19 protein-coding genes are annotated in these 16,632 nt (G+C 68.3%); 6 read left to right on the plus strand and 13 right to left on the minus strand.

Annotated features, from left to right (window positions below; all coding sequences use genetic code 11):
* Positions 1–144: 144 nt before the first annotated feature.
* Together ASC91_RS22610 and ASC91_RS22615 are read right to left on the minus strand one after the other, a co-directional pair.
* Positions 145–1,887 (minus strand): GspE/PulE family protein, encoded by a 1,743-nt coding sequence (locus ASC91_RS22610; RefSeq protein WP_056202273.1) that lies wholly within the window; start codon positions 1,885–1,887, stop codon positions 145–147.
* Positions 1,888–1,993: 106 nt separating this feature from the next.
* Positions 1,994–4,525, minus strand: a complete 2,532-nt coding sequence (locus ASC91_RS22615; protein WP_082532925.1) for a GspE/PulE family protein — start codon at positions 4,523–4,525, stop codon at positions 1,994–1,996.
* A 137-nt stretch (positions 4,526–4,662) separates the two neighbouring features.
* Between ASC91_RS22615 and pcp the strand changes: the two genes are divergently transcribed.
* Positions 4,663–5,316 (plus strand): pyroglutamyl-peptidase I, encoded by a 654-nt coding sequence (pcp, locus tag ASC91_RS22620; protein WP_056202277.1) that lies wholly within the window; start codon positions 4,663–4,665, stop codon positions 5,314–5,316.
* Here the strand turns inward: pcp and ASC91_RS22625 are convergent, their stop codons facing one another.
* Together ASC91_RS22625 and ASC91_RS22630 are read right to left on the minus strand one after the other, a co-directional pair.
* Positions 5,317–5,511, minus strand: a complete 195-nt coding sequence (locus tag ASC91_RS22625) for a hypothetical protein (protein ID WP_082532926.1) — start codon at positions 5,509–5,511, stop codon at positions 5,317–5,319. It lies immediately after the preceding gene.
* Positions 5,508–6,098 carry a sigma-70 family RNA polymerase sigma factor gene (locus ASC91_RS22630; protein ID WP_056202280.1) on the minus strand — a complete coding sequence of 197 codons (591 nt, stop codon included), beginning with the start codon at positions 6,096–6,098 and terminating at the stop codon, positions 5,508–5,510. Before ASC91_RS22630 ends, ASC91_RS22625 begins: the two co-directional genes overlap by 4 nt.
* 100 nt (positions 6,099–6,198) lie before the next feature.
* On the opposite strand from ASC91_RS22630, the gene ASC91_RS22635 reads away from it, so the two are divergent.
* The 5 genes from ASC91_RS22635 to ASC91_RS22655 all read left to right on the plus strand — a co-directional run bounded on the left by ASC91_RS22635 (position 6,199) and on the right by ASC91_RS22655 (position 9,886).
* On the plus strand, positions 6,199–6,462 hold the full coding sequence (locus tag ASC91_RS22635; RefSeq protein ID WP_056202282.1) for a DUF2282 domain-containing protein: 264 nt from the start codon (positions 6,199–6,201) through the stop codon (positions 6,460–6,462).
* Positions 6,463–6,475: 13 nt separating this feature from the next.
* A complete protein-coding gene (locus ASC91_RS22640; RefSeq protein ID WP_056202284.1) occupies positions 6,476–7,318 on the plus strand; it encodes a DUF692 family multinuclear iron-containing protein in 843 nt (280 codons plus the stop codon).
* Positions 7,315–8,013 carry a DNA-binding domain-containing protein gene (locus tag ASC91_RS22645; protein ID WP_056202287.1) on the plus strand — a complete coding sequence of 233 codons (699 nt, stop codon included), beginning with the start codon at positions 7,315–7,317 and terminating at the stop codon, positions 8,011–8,013. The genes ASC91_RS22640 and ASC91_RS22645 overlap by 4 nt, the downstream gene beginning before the upstream one ends.
* Positions 8,010–8,510 (plus strand): DoxX family protein, encoded by a 501-nt coding sequence (locus ASC91_RS22650; RefSeq protein ID WP_082532927.1) that lies wholly within the window; start codon positions 8,010–8,012, stop codon positions 8,508–8,510. The genes ASC91_RS22645 and ASC91_RS22650 overlap by 4 nt, the downstream gene beginning before the upstream one ends.
* Positions 8,511–8,605: 95 nt before the next feature.
* Positions 8,606–9,886: a response regulator gene (locus ASC91_RS22655; RefSeq protein WP_056202291.1), complete on the plus strand. Its 1,281-nt coding sequence runs from the start codon at positions 8,606–8,608 to the stop codon at positions 9,884–9,886.
* A 16-nt stretch (positions 9,887–9,902) separates the two neighbouring features.
* Here the strand turns inward: ASC91_RS22655 and tolA are convergent, their stop codons facing one another.
* Genes tolA through ribD form a run of 9 tightly spaced genes read right to left on the minus strand, consistent with a single transcriptional unit; the run spans position 9,903 to position 16,619 of the window.
* On the minus strand, positions 9,903–10,766 hold the full coding sequence (gene tolA / locus ASC91_RS22660; protein ID WP_056202292.1) for a cell envelope integrity protein TolA: 864 nt from the start codon (positions 10,764–10,766) through the stop codon (positions 9,903–9,905).
* A gap of 1 nt (position 10,767) precedes the next feature.
* Positions 10,768–11,205 carry a protein TolR gene (gene tolR / locus ASC91_RS22665; RefSeq protein ID WP_056202295.1) on the minus strand — a complete coding sequence of 146 codons (438 nt, stop codon included), beginning with the start codon at positions 11,203–11,205 and terminating at the stop codon, positions 10,768–10,770.
* Positions 11,205–11,882: a protein TolQ gene (gene tolQ / locus ASC91_RS22670; RefSeq protein WP_056202298.1), complete on the minus strand. Its 678-nt coding sequence runs from the start codon at positions 11,880–11,882 to the stop codon at positions 11,205–11,207. Before tolQ ends, tolR begins: the two co-directional genes overlap by 1 nt.
* A complete protein-coding gene (gene ybgC, locus ASC91_RS22675; RefSeq protein ID WP_056202301.1) occupies positions 11,879–12,274 on the minus strand; it encodes a tol-pal system-associated acyl-CoA thioesterase in 396 nt (131 codons plus the stop codon). Before ybgC ends, tolQ begins: the two co-directional genes overlap by 4 nt.
* On the minus strand, positions 12,271–13,449 hold the full coding sequence (locus ASC91_RS22680; protein ID WP_056202307.1) for a pyridoxal phosphate-dependent aminotransferase: 1,179 nt from the start codon (positions 13,447–13,449) through the stop codon (positions 12,271–12,273). Before ASC91_RS22680 ends, ybgC begins: the two co-directional genes overlap by 4 nt.
* A 10-nt stretch (positions 13,450–13,459) precedes the next feature.
* Entirely contained in the window at positions 13,460–13,954 is a 495-nt protein-coding gene (gene nusB, locus ASC91_RS22685) for a transcription antitermination factor NusB (protein ID WP_056202311.1), read from the minus strand.
* Positions 13,951–14,424: a 6,7-dimethyl-8-ribityllumazine synthase gene (ribH, locus tag ASC91_RS22690; RefSeq protein WP_056202314.1), complete on the minus strand. Its 474-nt coding sequence runs from the start codon at positions 14,422–14,424 to the stop codon at positions 13,951–13,953. The genes nusB and ribH overlap by 4 nt, the downstream gene beginning before the upstream one ends.
* Before the next feature lie 16 nt (positions 14,425–14,440).
* Positions 14,441–15,538, minus strand: coding sequence for a bifunctional 3,4-dihydroxy-2-butanone-4-phosphate synthase/GTP cyclohydrolase II (gene ribBA / locus ASC91_RS22695; RefSeq protein ID WP_056202317.1), 1,098 nt, complete (start codon positions 15,536–15,538; stop codon positions 14,441–14,443).
* Between the two features lie 49 nt (positions 15,539–15,587).
* Positions 15,588–16,619 (minus strand): bifunctional diaminohydroxyphosphoribosylaminopyrimidine deaminase/5-amino-6-(5-phosphoribosylamino)uracil reductase RibD, encoded by a 1,032-nt coding sequence (gene ribD / locus ASC91_RS22700; protein ID WP_056202320.1) that lies wholly within the window; start codon positions 16,617–16,619, stop codon positions 15,588–15,590.
* Between the last annotated feature and the right edge of the window lie 13 nt (positions 16,620–16,632).

Here is a 16,632-nt window from a genome sequence, read left to right on the forward strand (position 1 = left end):
TTCGAGCCGCGAGCCGAGCGCTGGGCCGCCCCGAGCCGGATCGCGGGCGATGTGCTTGCGGCTCAACGCCGCAAGCATCGCCGTCCCCGCGGGGGACCGACTGGACTCGCCCGCGTTCAGCGGCGCGAGGCTGGGCGAGGGGCTTCAACTCTGACATTCAGCATCTACGCTGATGCGCACCGCCTCGGCCAGCGAGGTCTTGCCCTCGCGCACCAGGTCCATGCTGCGGTCGGCCAAGGTCTTGCCCTTGAGCGATTTGCGAGCGGCCGCAAGGAAGGCGCCGGCATCGCTGTTCTGGATGGCCAGGGCCATGTCGGGGTCCATCTCCAGCATTTCGTAGATGCCGCGCCGGCCCTGGTAGCCGGTGCCGTTGCACTCGGCGCAGCCGCGGCCGGCGACGCTCTTCACCGGGCCGGGCGCCTCGCCGTTCATGGCCATCACCTCGTTGATCCAGGCCTGCTCCTGCGGCGAGGCCAGATGCGGCTCGGCGCAATGCTTGCAGACGCCGCGCAGCAGGCGCTGGGCCAGCACGGCCTGCAGGGAGGTGGCCACCATGAAGGGCGGCGCGCCCATGTCGAGCAGTCGGAAGGGCGTGGAGACGGTGTCCTTGGTGTGCAGCGTGGACAGCAGCAGGTGGCCGGTGATGGCGGCCCGAAGGCCGATCTCGGCCGTCTCGGCATCGCGCATTTCGCCCACCAGGATGACGTCGGGGTCCTGGCGCAGCGCGGCGCGCAGCACCTTGGCGAAATCGAGCTCGATCTTGTCGTTGACCTGCACCTGGGTCAGCCCCGGCAGACGGTATTCGATGGGGTCTTCGGCCGTGATGATCTTGAGCTTCTCCGAGTCCAGTTCGGCGAGCGCGGCATACAGCGTCGAGGTCTTGCCGGAACCGGTCGGGCCGGTGACCAGCAGCATGCCGGAGTCGCGCCCGAGCAGCTCGCGAAAGCGCTTGAGCATGTCGTCGGGCATGCCGATGTCGCCGAGGCGGCGCAGGGCCGAGCCCTGGCCCAGCAGGCGCATGACGACGGATTCGCCGTACTGGCTGGGCATGGTGGACAGGCGCACGTCCAGCGTGCGGTCGGAGAGGCGCAGCGTGAAGCGGCCGTCCTGCGGCAGGCGCTTCTCGGAGATGTCCAGGCCCGCCATCAGCTTCAGGCGCTGCGCCAGCGCGGGCGCGATGCGTTTGTCGGCTTGCGTGAGCGTCTGCATCAGGCCGTCGACGCGGTTGCGGATCAGCAGCTCGCCTTCCTGGGGCTCGATGTGCACGTCGGAGGCGCCGGCGCGCGTCGCGTCCTCGAACACCGACTGCAGCAGGCGCACGACCGGTGCGCCTTCCTGGCCGACGCTGGCCTGCAGGGCGCCGAAATCGACGGCGTCGCCGATGTCCTTCTCCAGCGCCTTGGCCAGGCCGGAGATCTCGTCGCTGCGGCGGTAATGCTTGTCGAAGACGGCCGGCAGCTGGCTTTCGGCCACCACGGCCATGGCCAGGCGGCGCTTCAGGATCTTGGCCAGCTCGTCGAAGCCGAACAGGTCCAGCGGGTCGGCCATGGCGACCAGCAGGGTGTCGCCGCGCTCCTCCAGCACCAGCGCGCGGAAGCGCCGCGCTGGCGTCTCGGGCAGCAGGCGCACGAGGTCGGTCTTGAGCGGGAAGGTCTTGAGGTTGACGAAGGGCGCGCGCAGCTGGCGGGCCAGCACATGGGCCAGGGCCTCCTCGGTGATGAGGTTGGCCTCGATGAGGATGCGGCCCAGCTTCTTGCCGGTGGCGCGCTGCAGCTCCAGCGCCTGGCCGAGCTGCTCGGCCGAGATCAGCTGCTGCTCGACGAGGACGTCGCCGAGACGCAGTTTGGGGCGGGGTGCTGCTGCTGCGGTATCGGTTGTTTCGGCCATGGGGGTCAGGAATGGAGCACAGCCACAGAGGCACGGAGGCACGGAGAAGCAGCCCAAGCCTTCATTGCTCTGTGTCTCCGTGCCTCTGTGGCTGTGTTGATAAAGCTCATGCGTTGCTGGTCGCGTGAACCTCGGCGAGGGTCGTGATGCCCTGCAAGACCTTGATGATGCCGTCCTGGCGCAGCGAGCGCATGCCTTCGGCGAGGCCGCCGTGATGTAGTTCCTCGGCGCGGGCCCCGGTCTGGATCATGCGCCGTATGTCTTTGGACACAGTCAGCAGCTCATGCAGGCCGGCGCGCCCCTTGTAACCACTGCCGCCGCAGGCCGTGCAGCCGGGGCTGTGGTGCTTCATCAGCCGGCCGCCCTGGCCGTAGGACTTGATCCATTCCGACATCAGCGCGAGCTTGCTGGGCCGTCCCTCGGCCGGGAAGACGTGCAGATAGTCGTCCAGCAGTTCCTGCAGCTCGGCCTCAAGCATGGGCTCGCTGGTGCGGCAGGCGGTGCAGCTGCGCCGCACCAGCCGCTGAGCCAGCACGGCCAAGAGCGAGTCGGCGAAGTTGAAGGGGTCCATGCCCATGTCCAGCAGCCGCGTGATGGTCTCGGGCGCGCTGTTGGTGTGCAGCGTGGAGAGCACCAAGTGGCCGGTCAGCGAGGCCTCGACGGCGATCTCGGCGGTTTCCTGGTCACGGATCTCACCGACCATGATGACGTCGGGGTCGGCACGCAGGAAGGCGCGCAGGGCCTTGGCGAAGGTCCAGTCGATCTTGGGGTTCACCTGGACCTGGCGCAGGCCGGCCTGGGTGATTTCGATGGGGTCCTCGGCCGTCCAGATCTTGCGCTCGGCCGTGTTGATGTGGCTGAGCGCCGAATGCAGCGTCGTCGTCTTGCCGGAGCCGGTCGGGCCGACGCAGAGCACCAAGCCATATGGGCGGGCGACGGCGGTCTGCAGAGCGGCGAGGTTGGCGGGCGACAGGCCGATGCGGTCCAGCGGCATGGGCCTGCTGCTGGCCAGCAGGCGCATGACGACGTCTTCCAGGCCGTTGTTGGTCGGGATGGTTGCCACGCGCAGCTCCAGCCGGTGCTGGGGCGAGTACTTGGCGAAGTTGATCTTGCCGTCCTGGGGCTTGCGGCGCTCGGAGATGTCGAGGTCGCACATGATCTTGATGCGCGCGATCATCGCGTTGCGGTAGGTGGGGGGCAGCTCCAGATAGGGCTGCAGCACGCCGTCGCGGCGGAAACGGATCTTGAGTTTTTCCTTGCCCGGGTAGGTCTCGATGTGGATGTCGGACACGCCCTGGTTGTGCGCCTCGATGATCATCGAGTTGATCAGGCGCACGAGCGAGTTGTCGCTCTGCTCGATGGGCGACTCCTCTTCCCTGGCGCTGCGCTCGCTGCTGTCGCGCTCCAGGCTCTCGATGAGCTTGTTGGAGTTGTCCAGCGTGAAGTCGGGCTGGAAGTCGGGCAGGGGGTCGACGGCGCTGCCGCGCGGCAGGGGCTCGCCGCCATAGCGGTCGAAAGCCAGCGGAATGGCGAACTGCAGGGTGCCGAGCTTGGTCAGCGTCGGCACGACCTTGAGCTGGGTGATGAACTCGACCTCGTCGAGGGCGTCGCGCCGCGTCGGGTCTTCCATGGCCACGACAAGGCGGCCGTCGCGCAGCAGCAGGGGCAGCACCTCCAGACGCTTGGCCACCGCGTGCGGCAGCTTGCGCACGGCGTCAGGCTCGATGGCGAAGTTCTCGACATCGACCACCGGGTAGCCCATCTTGCGCGCCAGCGCCGACTGCAGCTGCGCGCGGCTGATGACGCCCTTGCGCACCAGCAGCTCGCCCAGCGGCACGGAGCGGTCATCACGCTGCTGAACCAGCGCCACCTCGAGCTGCTCGGGCGTGACCAGCTCCAGCGCCAGCAGCGCCTCGCCGATGCGCACCATCGGCATCTTGGCCTGCTGCTCGATGGCCTGCAGCAGTTGCTCGGCGGTGACGATCTGCTGGTTGACGAGGATGTCGCCGACGCGGCGCTGGCGCAGGTCGTTCTGCTCGACAGCGGCGGCGTTGAGCTGCTCGGGCGTGACGAGTTTGTCCTTCAGCAGCAGGTCGCCCAGGCGCTCACCGATCTCGAAATTCGCCAGCACCTCGCGGGGCACGAAGACGCGGCGCACGGAGTCGTCGTCATCGGCCAGCGGCGGGAAAAGGAACAGGCCCAGGCTGTCGTGATGATGGCCGATGGTCACGCCCTTGAGCTCATCGCCGCCAGTGAAGACGACGCGGAACTCGGTGCGCGGGCGCTGGTCGACGCTGAGCGGGGAATTCAGGTCGCCGGCATCGCGCGGCGGCACCTCCAGCGTGCGCAGCAGCTTGACGGCACGGAACTGGCTGAACTTCAGCGGCATGCTGTTGCGCGCTGGCGGCACATTGATCTGCACGATGCGGTCGCTGGCATCGAGTTGCAACAGCTGGCCCATGCTGCGGCTGTTGTTCAGCCCCAGGATCTCGCAGGCCTCGGACCCACGCTGCACCTGCGGCTGGGGGTAGGCGGCATAGGGCGGGCTGGGCCAGAGAAAACCGGAGGCCGGGCCTGCCGCAGTGGGTGAGTCGGCATCGCCATGGGGCCAGGGCAGGGGCTGGGACGGGTCGGTCATGGGCTGGGCAGCAGGTGTGCCGATGATTATGGAGGGCTGCGGCGCTCGCGCTGGCCCCGAAAAACGCCATGCTGACGCCGCAGACCGACGGGCCGCGGGCTCGCCCGGCTTCGACATGAAACGACACAATTGGGGCCATGAACATCCTGCTCACCGGTTTCGAGCCCTTTGGCGGCGAGGCCATCAATCCGTCCTGGGAAGTGGCCCGATCGCTGCATGGCCAGATCATTGCCGGAGCGACGGTGCAGGCGCGTTGCCTGCCGACGACCTTTGGCGGCGCTCCCAGAGTCTTGGCTGAAGCGCTGTCCGTGCACAAGCCCGGGCTCGTCATCGCACTGGGCCTTGCGAGCGGCCGGGCAGAGATTTCCATCGAACGCTTGGCCGTCAATCTCATCGACGCGCGCATCGCCGACAACGCCGGCGAGCGCCCGCAGGATGTGCCGGTGCGGGCGGACGCGCCGCCGGCCTATTTCTCGACGCTGCCCGTCAAGGCCATTCGCAACGGGCTGCGCGCGGCCGGCCATCCGGTGGGGCTGTCGTTGACCGCGGGGGCGTTTGTCTGCAACCAGGTGTTTTTCGAACTCCAGCACCGGCTCGTTGGCCTTGGCGTGAAGAGCGGCTTCATCCATGTGCCGGCCCTGCCCGAGCAGGCGGCTCGCACCCAACCGACGGTACCCAGCATGGGCCTGGCGGCTCAGATCGATGCCATCAAGCTGGCGATTGCGATTGCACTGGAGGGCGACGAAGCCCTGGCATCGGCCCTGCCCGACGAGGGCGCACCGGTGGCCTGATCAGTCCTCGGTGTAGTGCCGCCAGCGCGCGCTGGCCTGGCGCATCAGCTCGACCTGGCGGTAAAAGCGCCGGCAATTGGTGCAGATGCGGTGGTGCAGGCGCAGCGACAGCCGCTCGGTCAGCGGCATGCTGCGATCTTCCGCCTTGAGCGTGATCTGCGTGGCCTCCCGGCAGGTGATCTTCAGCTTGATCAAGTCGCCCCTCCAGCGGTCGCGCCGCCGAACCAGCCGGACTGCAGGCAGTCCCGCAGTCTCAGCCGGGCCCGGTGCAGCATGACCCACAAGTTGGTCGGTGTGATCGCCAGTTCCTTACAGATCTCGTCCGATTCCAGCTCCAGCCACTCCCGCATCATGAAGAGGCGGCCCTGCTGGCCGGGCAGCTTCTCGACGCAGGCCTCCAGCACCCTCATGAAGTCGACCTGGCGCAGCGAATCCTCGGGGTTGCCCCAGTCGTGCTGGGTCTCGCGCCAGTGGCCGTCGCTGGCGAACAGCAGATCGTCAAGGTCCTCGCCGTCTTCGCTGCTGCAGGTGGTCGACAACTCGCGGCTGTTCTTGCGGATCTGGTCGACGAGCTTGTGCTTGAGGATGCCGACCAGCCAGGTCTTGAGCTGGCTGTTGCCCGCGAAGGCCTGGGGCTTCTCCAGCGCCGCGAGCAGGGTTTCAGAGACGGCATCCTCGGCCCAGGCGGGGTTGCGCAGCTGCAGGCGCGCGTACTTCAGCAGCGGCGGGCGCAGGGCTTCGATCTGGCGGCAGTAGTCCGCTGAGGCGGTTGGAGCGGTCATGGCGGCGGCAGTGTAAGGACTTGGCAGCGTCTTGCGACTTCGTTCTTGCCGCCGGATGATCGGCCGCCTTTTACCCCCCAACCTTTTGGAGACCTGTCTCATGAAGAACCAAGCCCTCGTGTCCTCCGCTCTCGCCGCCGCCCTGTCCCTGGGCATGGTTGCCCAGGCCCAGGCCGCCGATGCCGCCAAGGAAAAGTGCTACGGCATCGCCAAGGCCGGCCAGAACGACTGCGCCACCGCCAATGGCAGCCACTCCTGCGCCGGCCAGTCCAAGGCCGACAAGGACGCCAACGAATGGAAGTACGTCGCCAAGGGCACGTGCGAGAAGGAAGGCGGCTCGACCAAGGCGCCCGCCAAGAAGTGAGGGCTTGACCGCCATGACCGCGGCGCCAGCCTCGCCCTGTGTAGGCATTGGCTGGCGCCAGCCGCATTACGAGACCTTGCTGGCCGAGCGCCCCGCACTCGGCTTCATCGAAGTCCATTCAGAGAACTTCTTTGCCGACGGCGGCATCACGCTGGCCGTGCTGGAGGCGGGCCGCGCGGCCTATGACGTCAGCCTGCACGGCGTGGGCCTGGCACTGGGCTCGGCGGCGGGGCTGGACGATGCTCACCTGGAGCGGCTCGCTCGCCTTGCACGGCGCGTGCAGCCGCGGTGGGTGTCCGACCACGCCTGCTTTGCCCGCGTGGGCACGGGCCTGCATGCGGCAGACCTGCTGCCCATCCCCTTCACCGACGAATCCCTCGCGCTGATGGCGACCCATGTCCAGCAGGTCCAGGAACGCCTGGGCCGGCCCATGCTGGTGGAGAACATCAGCGCCTATGTTGGCTGGGCCGGCGACACCCTGGCGGAGCCGGAGTTCTTCAACGAGCTGACACGGCGCAGCGGCTGCGGCCTGCTGCTGGACGTCAACAACCTCTTCGTCAATGCGCGCAACGCCGGCCTGGCGCCGGGCGACGCGGCGGGTGAAGCCATGCGCTGGGTTGACGCGATCCGCCCCGGCAGCGTCGGCGAGATCCATCTGGCCGGCCACTGTGAGCAGGACGACGGTCTCGTCATCGATGACCATGGCAGCCGCGTGCGTGACGAGGTCTGGCGTGTCTACGAACACACGCTGCAGCGGCTGGGCCCGCTGCCGACGCTGATCGAATGGGACACCGCTGTGCCCGATCTGGCGGTGCTGCTGGCTGAAGGCCAGCGGGCGAGGGCGCTGCACCCGTGAAGGCCGCTCAGCAGGCCTTTGTCGATGCGCTGCTGGGGCGCGGCGAGGCGCCGCCCGGCCTGACTGGCGGCGAGCGCGGCCTGGCGGCCTATCGCAACAACCTGCGGGCGCTGTCGGCCCAAGCCCTGGCCGTGCCCTTTGTGCGCTTGCGCGAGGAACTCGGCGAGGACGAATTCGCGTCGCTGGCCTGGACCTTCTGGCGCGCCCACCCGCCCGAGAGCGGTGACCTGGGGCAGTGGGGTGGGGTGCTCGAAGGCTTTCTGCTGGAGCGCGCCGGCGAGGCTTCGGGCTTGCCCGATCTCGCTCGCCTGGACTGGGCGCTGCACCGGGCCGAACGCGCGCAGGACGCTTCGTTGGACGCCGACTCGCTGGCCCTGCTCGGCACCACATCGCCCGACAAGCTCTGGCTGCAATTGCGGCCAGGCCTGGCGGTGCTGGCGCAGTCCGACGGGCCGGTGGTGGTCTGGCGAGCCGGTTGGCGCGGGAAATGGCAACCCGTGTCGGCCGCCGATGCGGTCTTCATGCGGGCCCTGATCGACGCCGTGAATCTTGCCGAGGCATTGGAGGCGGCCACAGTGAAAGGTTCTGGCGGTGAAACCGACTTCGACTTCGCCGCCTGGCTGCAAGCCGCGTTGCACAACGCCTGGCTGCAGGGAGTCAGGGCCACAACACCGAACCGGACCACCACACCATGAAAGCTCTGATTTCCAACGCGCTGCGCGCCGTCACCGACCCGGGCCTGCAACCCACCCGGCTGCCCGCGCCGCTGGACACGCTGGTCAGCCATCTGCAGTCGCTGGCGCTGCTGGCGGCGCGGCTCTACGTGGCCAAGGTCTTCTTCATGTCGGGCCTGGTCAAGCTGCGCGACTGGTCGTCCACGCTGGCCTTGTTCAACGACTACTACCAGGTGCCGCTGCTGCCGCCAGCGCTTGCGGCCTATATGGGCACCGCGGGCGAGCTGGTGATCCCGGTGCTGCTGGTGCTCGGCCTGGCGGGCCGCTTCGCCGGTGTGAGCCTCTTTGTCGTCAACCTGATGGCGGCGCTTTCACTGCCGGCGGAGGACCTGTCGGCCGCCGGTGAGGCGCAGCACATCCTGTGGGGCGTGCTGGCCCTGGCCATCGCGCTGTGGGGTGCGGGGCGCTGGTCCGTCGATCGCATGGTGCTGAACCCGGCGGCTGGCCGCGCGCATTGACACAAGGCATCCGTGTGTAAGCAGCGGCCACAATTGGAAACCATCTGGCAGCTGGGTTTGCCCTAGTCTCGCGGACAGTTAGCAAGAGTCCGCCGATGGAGTTTTCAGAGCTGTTCACCCAGAGCGCGCGCGACGTGCTGCCCCACGCCAGAAAGAAGGGGCTTGTCACCTACTTCGACTATCACGGGCCCCGCCTCGAGCTTCACGATCCTGGGCCCTACCTGCGTGCCGGCATCCACCGGATATTGCTGGGCATCGTCGACTGCTTTGAGTCGGGTTTCGTTATGTTCACCGCGGTGGTCGAGCCGCCGGTCTTCGGCCGAAGCAGCATCGTCATCCACGCCGCTGGCACTGGCGCGAGTTGCCCATCCGATGTCGTGGGCGTACTGCAGCGCCTGCAGTTGGTTGCCGAGGATACCGATGTGGCCCAAGGGCTGATTGCGCGAGCGCAAGCGCCTTGTCCGGCCACCGCCGGCTCGGTCCAGTTCGTCGACGCGGGGCTTGACGGCCTGGTCATCTCACTGAGCGGCGAAGTTGTCGCGGAAGAGGTGGTGTTCGAGCACTCACCCAACGCCACCGGCTCGGTGGCATGGCTGGTCAGCCCTCCGCCCGGCGCGCTGGACTCGGTCGAGACGAGGCTGCGGCACCTGGGCTGGCACGTGGTGTCGTTCGAGCGGATCGAGGAGGCCGCGGCGGCGATATCCGCTGCTGCGGCACCGATGTTGATGATCGTCGCGGAGAACAGCGGCCAGGAACTGGCCCAGCTCGAACAGATCGCCCAGGCCTTGCCCAGCCTGTGGACGGTGCTCGCCGTGGTCTCTGGCTCCGACACGCTGCGCTTTCGGCGCCAGTGCTCGGTCGACATCCGGGTGCTTCCGCTCAGCCCGCTGGAACTGGAGCGCTTCACCGCGCATGTCGATACCCGGACTTCGACGGCCCTGTCGCGGCTGACGTCGCCCACGCCGCTGTACGTGCAGGAGAGCCGCCGTGTGCTCGTCGTGGACGACAACGTCGTGAACCAGATCGTCGCGCGGGGCCAGCTCGAGGCCTTGGGCTACGAAGTGGTGGTGGCCGGCGACGGCATCGAGGCACTCGACTCCTGCTGCGACGAGCCGCCAGACATGGTGCTGATGGACGTGGACATGCCGGTCATGGACGGACTGGAAGCCAGCGAGCATCTGAGGTCCTTGCAGCGCGTCGGCAACCTGCCGCCATTCCCCATCATTGCCGCCACTGCCGGCGACACGGATCTGCGGCGCAACGCATGCCTGAAAGCCGGTATGGACGGCTACCTCAGCAAACCCATGGACCTTCAGGCATTGGCCGACGAGTTGCACCGAGTGCTGCCGGGGCGGCCGATCTCCTTGGAGCTTTGAAGCCTGGGGCTCAGGGCTATTCGCGCGGGCGGAAGGTGAGGATCAGCACTGGTGGCACGCGGCCGTCGACGTCGCGCGGCAGGGTCTCGGCCTTCTCGATGGCGCGCAGCACGGCACGATCCCAGTCGGGGTCGGGACTGGCCTTGAGCACCTTGCTGCCAAGAATGCGGCCGTCGGGGCCTAGCGTCACCTGCACCTCGGCGGTCGGGTTCGCGACGCCATCGTCTGGGTAGATGATGAGGGGGCGGATCTTGCCCTTGATGCGGCCGGCATATCCCGCGGACGGCGCCGAGTTCTGGGCCGCGGCGCCGGTGGAGCCCGGCGTGCCACCGGCCATGCCCTGGATGCGGCGCAGGTTTTCCTGACGTAGCGCTTCGCGCCGGGCATCGGCCTCCTTGGTGTCTTTCGCCTCCTTTGCATCCTTGGCCGCCTTGGCGTCCTTGGCCTTCTTGCGGTCCTGCTCTTCCTTGTCCGCTTTCTCTTTGGCGAGCTTGTCCTTGGCCAGCTTCTCCTGGGCGGCTTTTTCGCGCTCGACCTTGGCAGCCTCGTCGCGGGCCTTTTCCTCCTTGCGCTTCTTCTCCTTGGCGATGGCGATCTCGGCCTCGCGCTGCTCGGCGGCGGCCTCTTCGGCTGCTCGCTGCTGGGCGCGGGTGTCGGGCTTGGGCGCTTCGGGTTCGGGCTCGGGCGGCGCTTCCTCGCGCGGCGCGGCCACCTGGGGCACCGCCGACCACAGCTCGGCCTCGAAGGCGGGCGATGAATCGCTGTGCCAGTTCAGGCCATAGCTGAGCGCGAGGATCAGCAGGCCATGGGCGATCAGCGCCAGGGTCATGCCGCGGCCGAGGCCCGCAGCCTCGGGGGGGCGTAAGGTCGCGCTCGTCATCTCACTTGGAGGAGGAGGCGCCGCTCTTCACAGCCAGGCCGACGCGCTGGATGCCGGCGCGCTGCAGCGTGTCCATGACCTGCACGACGGCCTCGTACTTGACGTTCTTGTCGGCCGAGATGACGACGGGGCTGGTCGCATCCTTGCCCTGCGCCTTCTTGACGCGCTCGGCCAGGCGGTTCGCGGGAATCGATTCGGGCTCGAGCTGGTCGACCTTGATCTTCAGCTTCTCGTCGGTGCCGACGATGATCTGGATGACATGCTCGGGCTGCTGGCGGCTCTTGCCCACGCTGGGCAGGTCCACGAGGCCAGTCGTGATCAGCGGCGCGCTGACCATGAAGATGATGAGCAGCACCAGCATCACGTCGATGAACGGGACCATGTTGATCTCGTTCATCGTGCGCCGCCGACGGCCGCCACGGGAGGAGATGGAGGCCATCAGCTGTGGGCGGTGGAATTGCGCTGCAGGATGTTGGAGAACTCCTCGATGAAGGTCTCCAGCGTGATTGCGCTGCGGTCGATCTGGCGCGCGAAGCGGTTGTAGGCCAGCACGGCGGGAATGGCGGCGAACAAGCCGATGGCCGTGGCGACCAGCGCTTCGGCAATGCCCGGCGCGACCGTGGCCAGCGTCACCTGCGTCAGATTCGACAAGCCGACGAAGGCGTGCATGATTCCCCAGATGGTGCCGAACAGGCCGACATACGGGGAGACCGAGCCCACCGACGCGAGGAAGGACAGGTTGTGCTCCATCGCGTCCAGCTCGCGATGGAAGCTCGCGCGCATCGCGCGGCGGGCTGCGTCGAGCAGGGCGCCGGCATCGGTCACGCGCTTCTCACGCAGCTTCAGGAACTCGCGCATGCCTGAGGCGAAGATGCGCTCCAGAGGTGCGGCATCCGCACGGTTGCCTACCGACTGGTAGAGGTCGTTGAGGTTCTTGCCGCTCCAGAACTCGGCCTCGAAGGCGTCGTTGCGGCGCTTGATCTGGCCCAGGCCGATCAGCTTGCCGAAGATGACGCTCCAGCTCGCCAGCGACACGAGCAGCAGGCCCGCGATGACGAGCTGCACCGCGAAGCTGGCGTGCAGGATCAGGGAGACGATGGACAGGTCTTGGTTCATGCGGTGATCGCTGCCACGACGGTGTCGGGCAGGCGTTGGGGTTTCAGGTCGCTGGCGCGCACGCAGCCGATGCGGATCTCGCCTTCGCACAGCAGCGTGTTAGCGCGCAGCGCGCGCTGGCGAACCACGAGGCTGGCGCGGCCCGCGGGCTCAGGTTCGACAGTGATGGTCAGCAGATCATCCAGCTTGGCCGGCGCGGCGTAGCGCAGGCTGGTAGCGGCGACGACGAAGATGAGGCCGGTGTCCTCGCGCAGCTGGTGCTGCTCGACGCCCGCCGCACGCAGCCACTCGGTGCGAGCGCGCTCGAAGAACTTCAGGTAGTTGGCGTAGAAGACGATGCCGCCGGCGTCGGTGTCTTCCCAGTACACGCGAACTGGAAATTCGAAGTTCATCCAATCACCTCGCGCAGACGATGCACGGCTTCCTGCAGGTCTTCCATCGACGACGCGAAGGAAAGGCGCATCCAGCGCTGCGGATCGGTCAGGCCGAAGTCGCGGCCCGGCGTCAGCGCGACCTGGGCGCTTTGCAGCAGTTCGTGGGCGAAGGCCCAGCTGTCGGCGTGATGGCGGCTGACATCCATCCAGGCGTAGAAGGCGCCGTCCGGGGGCACTGGCACATTCAAGTCCAGGGCGTTGAGCGCGGGCACGATGTAGTCGCGGCGCTCGCGCAGTACCGCACGGCGGCGTTCGAACTCGGCGATGGAGGCGGGCTCGAAGGCCGCCAGCGCCGCCATCTGCGACAGCGTGGACGGGCAGATATAGAGGTTCTGCGCCAGCCGCTCGATGGCGGGCACGAGATCAGGGGGCAACACCAGCCAGCCCAGGCGCCAGCCCGTCATGCCGAAGTACTTGGAAAAGCTGTTGACCGAGATGATGTCCTCGCCCAGTGCAAGCGCGCTGTGGCCGAAATGCTCCTCGTAGCTGAGCGGCAGGTAGATCTCGTCAACCACCGTGACGCCACCGCGCTCACGCACGAAGCCGGCGATGTCGGCCAGCACCTCGGGCGCAATGGACGTGCCGGTCGGGTTGCTCGGCGAGGCCAGCAGCACGCCACGGGTCGCCGGTGTCCACGCGTCGCGGACCTGCTGCGCTCCGAGCTGGAAGCGCTCCGCGGCGCCGGTCGGCAGCAGCCGCGGCGTGGCGTCCGCAGCCGTCACGAAGTGGCGATTGCAGGGGTAGCAGGGGTCGGGCATCAACACCTCGTCGCCGCGCTCGAAGAGGGCCAGGCAGGCGAGTTGCAGGCCGGCCGACGCGCCGGCTGTGATGGCAATGCGTTCGGGCGCGATGGCGAGGCCGAAGCGCTGGCCGTACCAGCGCGAGATGGCTTCGCGCAATGCGGGCAGACCGAGGGCATCGGTGTAGGGCGTCGGGCCCTGGGCCACGCGGGTGACCGCCTCACGGACGGCAGGCGCAGCGCCGAAATCGGGCTCGCCGACATTGAGGCGGATCATGTGCCGGCCGCCCAGCGCCGGATCGCACAATGGCCCGGCCGCGACCCGGGCCGCGGCCTTGGCCAGCTCCATCACATAGAAGGGCTCGATGCGGTCGAGCCGCGCGGCCAGTTTCATCAGCGCTTCGTCAACGCTTGGCTGCGACCTCGACGGGGCGCAAGTCGCCCGCCGCGCGGTCCAGCACGCCGTTCACATATTTGTGCCCATCGGTGCCGCCGAAGGACTTGGCCAGCTCGACCGCCTCGTTGATGGCAACGCGGTAGGGGATGTCGACGCAGTGCTTGAGCTCGTAGGCGCCGATCATCAGGATGGCGTGCTCAATGGGCGAGAGCTCGGTGGTCTTGCGGTCGACGTGGCGCGACAGGATGGCGTCGAGATCAGCCGCTTCGTTGACGCAGCCAGCCAGCAGCGCGTCGTAGTGCTTCACGTCGAGCTTGGCATAGCCTTCCTGCTCACGGCCCAGGGCGGTGATGGCGCCGATGTCCTCGCCGGTCAGCAGCCATTGGTAGAGGCCTTGCACGGCGGCCTCGCGTGAGCGGCGGCGGGCGGACTTGGCGGGAGCGCGCTTGACGCCAGGTTTGTTGGCCGTCTTCGTGGCGGTCTTGGGGGTGGAGGCGTTCACTCGATCTCTTTCAGCAGATTGGCCATTTCGACGGCGACGCGGGCAGCGTCGCGGCCCTTGGGTTCGGCGCGGGCCCAGGCCTGGGCTTCGTTCTCGACGGTCAGGATGGCGTTGGCGATCGGGATGCCATGGTCCAGGCCGACGCGGGTGACGGCCGCGCCGCTCTCGTTGGCCACCAGCTCGAAGTGGTAGGTCTCGCCGCGGATGATGCAGCCCAGGGCGATCAGCGCGTCGAAGTCATTGCTCTCGGCCAGGGCCTGCAGGGCCAGTGGCACTTCCAGCGCACCCGGCACGGTGACGTGGCGGATGGCTTCGGTCGGCACGCCGAGCACCGACAGCTCGGCCAGGCAGGCGCTGGCCAGGGTCGAGGTGATGGCGTCATTGAAGCGCGCCTGGACGATGGCGATGGTCAGCTCGCTGCCATCGAGAGCGCCCTCGAAGCTGGGCAGGCCTGGTTCGGAATCTTGCATCGCGGGCCTTTCGGGTTCAGCAGTTGGGAGGCGCAGTAAAGCCGGTCACTTCGAGGCCATAGCCGGTCATGCTGGGCATGCGGCGCGGGCTGCCCAGCAGGCGCATGCGGTGTACGCCCAGGGCCTTCAGGATCTGGGCGCCGACGCCATAGGTGCGCAGGTCCATCGCGCCCTTGGTGGCGGGGGCCGGCTCGCAGGCCTGCACGCGGGCCAGCACGCCGGCGGCGTCCTCGCCGCAATTCAGCAGCACGACCACGCCGCCCGGGCTGGCCTTGACGGCGGCCAGCGCGGCGGGCAGGCCCCAGGAGTGGCCGCAGGGGCCGGCTTCCAGCAGGTCCATGACCGACAGCGGTTCGTGCACGCGCACGAGGACTTCGGTGTCGGGCGTCCACTGGCCTTGGCTGAGCGCCAGGTGGGTGCCGCCGGTGCGGTCGGTGAAGACCTGGCAGTCGAACTCGCCCTGGGCCGTGTTCAGGCGGCGCTCGGCAACGCGCTGGATCAGGCTCTCGTGGCGGCTGCGGTGTTCGATGAGGTCGGCGATGGTGCCGATCTTCAGGCCATGCTCGGCAGCAAAAATCTCAAGGTCGGGCAGGCGAGCCATGGTGCCATCGTCCTTCATGATCTCGCAGATCACCGAGGTGGACGACAGGCCGGCCATGCGCGCCAGGTCGCAGCCGGCCTCTGTATGGCCGGCGCGCATCAGCACGCCGCCGTCGTGGGCCTGCAACGGGAAGATGTGGCCGGGTTGTACGAGGTCGCTGGCCTTGGCGTCCGCCGCGACGGCCGCCTGCACGGTGCGGGCACGGTCGGCGGCGGAGATGCCGGTCGTGACGCCGGTGGCGGCCTCGATGGACACCGTGAAGGCGGTGCCATGCTGGGTGCCGTTGCGCCGCGTCATCGGCGGCAGCTGCAGGCGCTCGCAATGCTCGCGGGGCAGTGTCAGGCAGATCAGGCCGCGGCCGTAGCGGGCCATGAAGTTGATGGCCTCGGGCGTGACGAGGTCGGCCGCCAGCACGAGATCGCCTTCGTTCTCACGGTCTTCCTCGTCGACGAGGATGACCATGCGGCCGGCAGCCAGCTCGGCCACCAGCTCGGGAATGGGGGAGATGGGCATAGCCGGCGATTGTAGGTGGCGACCCTAGCGGCTGGTGCCGCGTGGGGCGTTACTTCGGACGCAGCCGCAGGCGCAGATCCGGGCCGATGGGTGTGGCTTCGATGAGGCGCCAGCGACGCGCGTCGCCGAGTTCGGCCAGCGGGCTCAGCGCCGCGAGCGGGCGGCCTTCGCCGATCAGCATGGGCGCCTGGTAGATCAGCAGCTCGTCGACCAGGCCGGCATCGAGGAAAGCCCCGGAAAGCGTCGGACCGGCTTCGACATGCAGTTCATTGATGCCTTGGGCGCCGAGTTCGGTCAGCAGCGCGGCCAGATTGGCCCGCCCGGGACCGATGACGCGGGCCTCACCGGGGGGCTGCAGGATGCGGGCGCCGCCTGGCATGCGGCCTTGCGGGTCCAGCACGATGCGCAGCGGCTGACGAGCAGTCGGCACCAGGCGCACATCGAGGCGCGGGTCGTCGGCCAGCACGGTGCCGATGCCGGTCAGCACGGCGCCTGCGCGCTTGCGCCAGGCATGGCCGTCGGTGCGGGCGGCCTCGCCGGTGATCCATTGGCTGCGGCCATCGGGCAGGGCGGTGCGGCCGTCGAGCGAGATGGCCGACTTCAGGCGCACGAAGGGCCTGCCGCGCTGCATGCGCGAGAAGAAGCCGATGTTGAGTTCGCTGGCCGCCTCGGCGATGGCCGGGTCCGCCAGTTCAACCTGCAGGCCGGCAGCCTTCAGGCGCGCGAGGCCCTGGCCGGCGACTTGTGGGTTGGGGTCCTTGACCGCAGCCACGACGCGCGCGATGCCGGCGGCAATCAGCGCATCGCAGCAGGGCGGCGTTCGGCCATGGTGGGAGCAGGGCTCGAGGGTGACAACGGCGGTCGCGCCGCGCACATCGTGGCCGCGCGCGGCTGCATCGCGCAACGCCATCACTTCGGCATGGGCCTGGCCAGCCGGCTGGGTGTGGCCCGCGCCGAGTTCCCGGCCGTCGGGAGCCAGGATGACGCAGCCGACGCGGGGGTTGGGGTCGGTCAGGCCGATGGCCTGCTCGGCCAGGGAAAGCGCTCGCAGCAGCGCCGCCGTGATTGCGGGCGAATTCATGCGAGCAGTCTAG

The sequence above is a fragment of the Pelomonas sp. Root1237 genome, from assembly GCF_001425055.1.
Classification (GTDB): Bacteria; Pseudomonadota; Gammaproteobacteria; order Burkholderiales; family Burkholderiaceae_C; genus Pelomonas.